Annotated in this window: 5 protein-coding genes; all 5 read right to left on the bottom strand. The window is 75.1% G+C overall.

The genetic code is table 11. From position 1 onward, the window contains the following. On the bottom strand, window positions 1-771 hold a 771-nt coding region (locus AB0J52_RS27085; protein ID WP_500185142.1), incomplete at its 3' end, for a neutral zinc metallopeptidase. 109 nt (window positions 772-880) lie between these two features. Next, the gene (locus tag AB0J52_RS27080) at window positions 881-2,179 is read right to left on the bottom strand and encodes an adenylosuccinate synthetase (RefSeq protein WP_500185140.1); all 1,299 of its coding nucleotides are present in this window, start codon (window positions 2,177-2,179) and stop codon (window positions 881-883) included. Beyond that, window positions 2,179-3,222 carry a hypothetical protein gene (locus AB0J52_RS27075; RefSeq protein ID WP_500185139.1) on the bottom strand — a complete coding sequence of 348 codons (1,044 nt, stop codon included), beginning with the start codon at window positions 3,220-3,222 and terminating at the stop codon, window positions 2,179-2,181. Before AB0J52_RS27075 ends, AB0J52_RS27080 begins: the two co-directional genes overlap by 1 nt. Beyond that, window positions 3,215-4,387, bottom strand: coding sequence for a molecular chaperone DnaJ (locus AB0J52_RS27070; protein ID WP_500185138.1), 1,173 nt, complete (start codon window positions 4,385-4,387; stop codon window positions 3,215-3,217). Before AB0J52_RS27070 ends, AB0J52_RS27075 begins: the two co-directional genes overlap by 8 nt. Further along, window positions 4,384-4,977 (bottom strand): NUDIX hydrolase (locus AB0J52_RS27065; protein ID WP_500185137.1); only part of this gene is annotated, 594 nt, incomplete at its 5' end. The genes AB0J52_RS27065 and AB0J52_RS27070, both read right to left, overlap by 4 nt.

Below are 4,977 nucleotides of genomic sequence, written 5' to 3'. Positions count from 1 at the left end.
GCCACGGGTGAACTCGGCGATGCGCTGCGCGGCGGTGCCGTGGTCGCCGGGACGGGTCCACGGCGTCCCGTCGCCGATCTGGCGGAACGCCGCGTCGATCTCGGTCTGGTCGTCCGGGTCGACCAGCAGCGCGCCGTCCCGCGCGGCCCCGCGCAGCGCGGCGCCCGCCAGGCAGTCGGCCTGGAGCTCGGTGCGGCCGGACACCAGGGCCGGCGGCATCCGGCGCTGGACGGCGTGCCCCCACTCGTGCGCGATGACCATGTAGATCCAGGCGTCGCCGCTGCCGAGGCCGTCGCGGATCAGGTGCTCGTCCCAGGCGAGGTAGTCGCCTTCGGGGCAGTACGCGGCGTTGTCGCGCAGCAACGGGTGGCCGCCGCAGCGCGGGGTCGTGGCGGGGTTCGAGCCGTCGTAGGGGCCGAGGACGGCGGGCGGGTCGTAGCGTCCGCCGAGGACTCGGGTCCAGTGCCGCCGCCAGAAGCCGTCAACGGCGTCCTGCGCGTCCTGGAGGCTCTGCTGGAGATTCGGGCCCCGGTGCCCGGCGGGGGACGGGACGGCGCGGTCGACGATGTGCGCCGACACCGCGAACGCGCCCGTCGGGGAGCCCGGGGTGAGAGATCCGGGGCTGGACACCACGGGCCCGTCGCCCGGGACCAGGGTGAAGGCGGACGCGGGGGCGGGCACGGCCAGCGCGCCGCCCACGGCGAGCAGCGCGCCGAGCGCCGCGCCCCACGCGGGCCGGGCGTGGACCGGAGACCGACGGGGGAGTGGCATTCCCGCCTCCAGGGTCAGGGGACGGAACCCATCCGACGCCATCCCGCCGCCCGGCGCGGACGGCCCGGCGCGGAACTCACGGCGCGGTGAACGAGGTCTCCCCGATCGGTCACAGCGCGTGCTGGGATTCGTGCTCGCCGAAAAGCGCCCCGGACTTGTCGTCCGAGGTCGGGCCGTGGGAGCGCAGGACGACCGGGGCGCCGAGCGCGCCCTCGACCGCCGCCACCGGATCGCCGAGCGGTTCGAGCACCGGACGCGCCGACAGCAGCCGTCCGGTGAGCGCGGCCTGCCGGTCCAGGTCGTGCGCCGCCGCGACCGGCAGCCGCCGCACGGTCTCGCGGCCCATCGCGTACGCGCGACAGATCCGCAGGTCGGAGCGGGAGGCGGCGACGTCGAGATGGGTGAGGGCGAGACCGTCCACGCCTCCGGCGACGCGGACGGCGTAGTCCAGCGCGACGGCGTCGAGGTGGCCGACGCGGAACGCGCCCTGCCACGGCCCGGTGCCGTTGTGCGGATCGGGCAGGTCGGCGGTGAGCGCGGGGTCCTCGGTCACGAACGGTCCGGGCCCGTGCCGGGTGGCGTAGGCGCGCAGGACGCCCAGCCGAAACCCCGTCTCGCCCGCTTCGGCGAGCAGCGTCTCCGCGTTCGCGAACGTCGTCGTCGACCACGTCGTGTACGGGTGGAAACCGTGCCATTCGTCCAGCAGGACGCCCTGCGCGCCCTCGAACACAACGCGTCCGGTGCGCAGGACGCGCGGGAGGTGCGCCTCGTCCACGATCCGGACGGCACCCGCGAACGCCCGGAAGGCCGCCACACAGTCGTCCACGCTCGGCACGCTCTCGCCCCCAGGGCGCAGGCCGCCGTTCGGGAAGAGGTCGTGGTACCAGTCGTGGAGGGCGGTCAGCCGACGCCGAAGGCGGGCGGGCTCCAGGCAGTCCCCGGCGCGTAGGGCGAGATCAGGATGGGCGAGCGCGTACGCGGCGGTCTCGCCCACGCCCATTCCGCAGGACCCGTGCCGGTCCGCGCCGCGGGCGGTCTCCCGCGCGCGGTTGGCGGCCCGGTGGTACGGCGTGGTGAGCAGCGCGTCCCGGTCCACGGTGAGCCGGGGGAACGCGTCCCGGACGCCGAGCGTGCGCAGGTGCTCGTGCTCGGCGGCGAGCGCGAGGGGATCGACCGCCATGAACCGCGAGAGGTGCGTCCGGACGCCCGGCGTGAACGTCCCGGACCCGAACTGCGCGAACGTGTGGTGCCGTCCGTCCCGCGTCACGACGTTGTGCGCGGCCTGCGCGCCGCCGTTGAACCGGACGACCGTATGGACCGGCTCCGGCCCCCGCGCGCAGAGCCGGTCCACCACGGTGCCTTTCCCGGCGTCGCCGAAGCCGAGGTCGACGACGATGGTGTGCCGCATCAGAGACGCCGGTTCCCCGAGTCGCGCCCGTCATGTCCGTCACGCCCGTTACCTGCGTCACGTCGGTCCCGCCCGTCGGCCTCGTCGCGTGCCTTGGCGCGCAGGCCGGACGGGACGTTCGAGACGGCGACCGAGCCGCGGCCGCGGTCCCGGCGCAGCGGGGTGAGCGCCTTCGACACCGCCGGTCCGGCGTCCGAGCCGAACTCGTCCAGGTGCGCGAGGCCCTCGTCGAGGTCGATGGCGTCCTCGCCGAGCCCGACGGTGAGCGCGATCGTCTCGCAGACCGCGTCCAGGTCGTCCAGGTACAGCACGTTCTGGCCGAACAGGTCGCGCCAGAAGTCGCGCAGTCGCGCGTCGCCGGTGTGGAACGCGCCCGCCGGGATGATGAAGTAGACGTCCCACGCGCGCCGCAGCTCCTCCACCAGCGCGGCCAGCGGCACGTCCGCCCGCAGGCCGTCGCCGATCAGCGCGCGGACCTGCCGCCGCCGCACCGCCGGGTAGGCCAGCTCGTCGCCGATCATGAACAGGTAGCCGCGCTTGCCGCGCTTCTCGTAGCAGTCGGTCGCGGTGTGCCGGGCCATGAAGTACATGGCCAGCTCGTAGGACTCCTTCATCTGGCCGCCGCCCCCGCCCTCCAGCAGGATCTTGCCGAGGTCGTCGTCCATCCGGTTGTCGGACTCGAACTGCCCGACCTGCAGCGGCGCGCGGTCGCAGTGCGCGTCGCCGATCGCGCCGAACATGACCTGCGGGTTCGCGACGTAGCCCTTGCGCAGCAGCAGCCCGAGCAGGTCCGGCAGCCGGGTCTGGAGCGTGCGCGGGACCGTCCCCATCGAGCCGGTCACGTCGAACAGCACCGAGATGGCCAGCGAGTCGGGGTGCTCGTCGGAGTCGCGCGACTCGCGCAGCGCGACCCCGTGCGGGTCGAGGTCGGGGTGGACGGACGTCGCGCCGCCGTCGCTGTACTGGAAGGCGCTGATGCCGTTCGCGTCCTGGTAGGCGCGGTTGGCGGCGTAGACGTTGGTGGACCAGTTGCCGCTACCCATGGCTTCCTCCTGAGGGCATGGTGAAAGGGCGGAACGTTCGGGGGCCGTACAGGCGGTCGAGCAGCTCGTCGAGTTCGGCGAGCAGCCGCCAGGCGTCGCGCGGACGCCGGTGCGGCGCGGGCAGGACGCATCCGGCGACGAAGCGCCGCATCGCGGCGGGCGCGCGGCGGCCCATGAGCCGCGCGACGCACCGGGACGCCATGAACACGTCCGTCGCGGGGACGGCGGGTTCGCGGGCGGGGATCTCGGGCGCGTACAGGTCGGCGTGCCGGCCGACCATCGCGGGGACGCGTCCGCCGGGGCGCGTGACCGAGTAGCACCAGTCCGCGAGGACGAGCCCGTGCTCGCCGGGGTGGACCAGCACATGCTCGGGTAGGACGGCGCCGTGCACCACGCCCGCCTGGTGCGCGAAGCCGAGGGCGACCAGCAGCCGCCGCCACATCCACGCCGCGTCGCGCGGGTCCAGGCCGTCCGGATGGGCGGCGCCGATCTCGGCGAACGTGACGAACCCGTCGAGCGGCGCGAGCACGTTGACGCGGCGGGTCTCGCCGGTGCCGGGATCGCGGTGCCGGAAGGCCGTGACCAGCTCCGGCGCGTACGCCCGGAACTTCCGGTCGCCGTCGCGGCGCAGCGTCCGCAGCGCCTCCTCCTCGCGGGACATGAGGTCGTTGTCGGCCGGGTGGCGCGGCATCTTGACCACCACGCGCCGCCCCCGCCCGTCCGCCGCGCCCGCTTCACGTCCGTCCGGCGCGCCCCTTCCCCGCCCGTCCGGCGCGCGCCGCCCGCGCGCGTTCGCCGCGCGACCGCTGTTCGCGCTGGTCGCGGCCGTCCAGTGCTCGGCCGCGTAGAGCTCGGCGACGTCGCCGCTGGCGAGGGTCTCGCCCAGCCGGAACCGGTGCGCCCCGACCTCCATGACGGGCATGCGCGCCGCGTTGTAGTCGTGCCACAGCTCCGACAGGCGTGCGAAGTGCCGCGACGAACCGTCCGGCGTGGCGTCCGGATGGACGAGCCGGGCCAGCCGCCGGTACAACCGCGCGGCCTCAGCGTCGGCCTCAACCTCGGCATCGGCGGCCAAGCCGTCCTCCGCCTCGCCGAACACGTCCGCCGGGGAGGCCGCGCGCTCCAGCAGGGCCACGGCCTCCGCGTAGGAGGAGACGCGCTTCATCTGATCTCCTCCTCCCGGCTGGGCCTCAGCAGGGCGGGGTGGAGCAGCCGCGCGTCGCCCGCGCGGTAGAGCTTCGGCCTCGGCCCGCCGCGCCGGCCCTCACGGTCGGCGGTGCCGCCGGTGGCCTCCACGAACCCCGGGACCGACAGCACCTTGCGGTGGAAGTTGCCCGCGTGCAGTTCCTCGCCCCAGACCGTCTCGTAGACGGCGCGCAGCTCGGGGATGGTGAACTCGGGCGGGCAGAACGCGGTGGCGAGCGGCGTGTATTCGAGCTTCCCGCGCGCCCGGTCCAGGCCGTCGGCGAGGATCCGCGCGTGGTCGAACGCGAGCTTGCGCGTGACGCCGGGATGCTGCGCGCCGGCCTCGCTCAGCCCCAGCCCGTCCACCCGGACCCAGGCGGCCTCGGCGGCGTCGCCGCCCGCGCGCGGATCGGGCAGTTCGGGGGCGAACGCCAGGTACGCGACCGAGATCACGCGCATGCGGGGGTCGCGCCCGGGGGAGCCGTAGGTCGCGAGCTGCTCCAGGTGCAGGCGCTCCATCGGGCCGCCGGGCTCGGCCGGGTCGAGCCCGGTCTCCTCGGCCAGCTCGCG

The organism is Spirillospora sp. NPDC049652, from assembly GCF_040675125.1.
Classification (GTDB): domain Bacteria; phylum Actinomycetota; class Actinomycetes; order Streptosporangiales; family Streptosporangiaceae; genus Spirillospora.
Note: the sequence above shows the minus strand (reverse complement) of the source record. Positions and strands in the feature narration are given on the sequence as shown.

Bases quoted from the DNA above. Each gene is read 5' to 3' on its own strand.
- AB0J52_RS27070 (WP_500185138.1), bottom strand. From the start codon at position 4,387: ATGAAGCGCGTCTCCTCCTACGCGGAGGCCGTGGCCCTGCTGGAGCGC.
- AB0J52_RS27075 (WP_500185139.1), bottom strand. From the start codon at position 3,222: ATGGGTAGCGGCAACTGGTCCACCAACGTCTACGCCGCCAACCGCGCC.
- AB0J52_RS27080 (WP_500185140.1), bottom strand. From the start codon at position 2,179: ATGCGGCACACCATCGTCGTCGACCTCGGCTTCGGCGACGCCGGGAAA.